The organism is Salibaculum griseiflavum, from assembly GCF_003129565.1.
GTDB classification, from domain to species: domain Bacteria; phylum Pseudomonadota; class Alphaproteobacteria; order Rhodobacterales; family Rhodobacteraceae; genus Salibaculum; species Salibaculum griseiflavum.
The window spans coordinates 1-1,082 of the sequence record NZ_QETF01000042.1; the positions used below are offsets into that span (position 1 = coordinate 1).

Annotated in this window: 1 protein-coding gene; it reads right to left on the reverse strand. The window is 47.1% G+C overall.

Going from position 1 to position 1,082, the window contains the following annotated elements:
• Positions 1 to 112 precede the first annotated feature (112 nt).
• The coding region (locus DFK10_RS16165; protein WP_146193301.1) for a site-specific integrase at positions 113 to 1,082 on the reverse strand (970 nt) is incomplete at its 5' end.

The following is a 1,082-nucleotide window of genomic DNA, read 5'->3' on the forward strand; positions in this document are numbered from 1 at the left end:
AGCTTTTCTCTGAAAACTACTTGTGATGCTGTTGCGAGCAGGCGGGCACAAAGACTGACAAACCTACTGGATGAACAGTGGTTCGCCATGGGCATACAGCAGGATGTGCGCTTTACGTAATGATAATACCAGACATCCAACGATGAGTGTTAATCAAACTGTAACCGTTTCCATATTGACTGCCGACACCTTCAGTATGCCATCCACCCAACTGGTCGATGATCTCTGAAGGGCATTCTATAGAACGCAAGCGGTCCCTCATCGAATGCCGAAAACCGTGTATTGTGTATGTTGATGATGTTCGCTTCTTGAGCCACTTGTTCAATGCTGCACTTGCTGAATTGGTCGCTGTTAAATCTCTTCCTTCATTGTATCGAGGAAACGCAAATTTAGATTTGCTATGCTCTTCTAAAATTCGTTGAGCCGCCCATAGTGAGGAGCCGACTAGTGGAACCGTTCGTGCGCTGGACCTTGTTTTAAGAGATCGCCAAGCGTGGGTCTGCACGATTACGTGTGGGTAGTCATGTGAAAGAACCAAGTCGCTTAATAAGAGGCCCGCTGCTTCTGCTAATCGCATGCCAGTGTCACTGATGAGTGCTATTAGCCAACGTGCCTCATCGTCTTCTTGGTAGCAAAAAGATTGAACCAAAGAAATGATCTCTGTGGGAATTGTCTCACGTATTTTGCTGCCACGTGTGCGATCAAACTGCACCCGCTGGAATGGGTTATCCATCTTCAAAGCGTGTTCGCTAATTGTAAAATTGAAAATGGCACGAATGATACCAAGAGTTCGTGCAATGCTTGGTCCAGCAAGTCCTTTTTCTAACAAGTGGTCACGCAACTGGTTTGCATCTCGTCGCTCATAGTCGGTAATCGCTTTGTCACCGCTGACTGCGAGAAGATACCCTATGCTTCGTGTGATCCCCTGATGGAAGGTTGCACCCTTCTGTTCCCCACGCAGTCTTCCGTAGCATTCCGCTGCGTTGCTCAAAAGAATAACAGGATCATCTTTATGGGCAGTCTGTGCAGCAGATGGTGATGCTGAGAACAGTGCATTTTTTGCCAAGTAACGACCGAAGGTA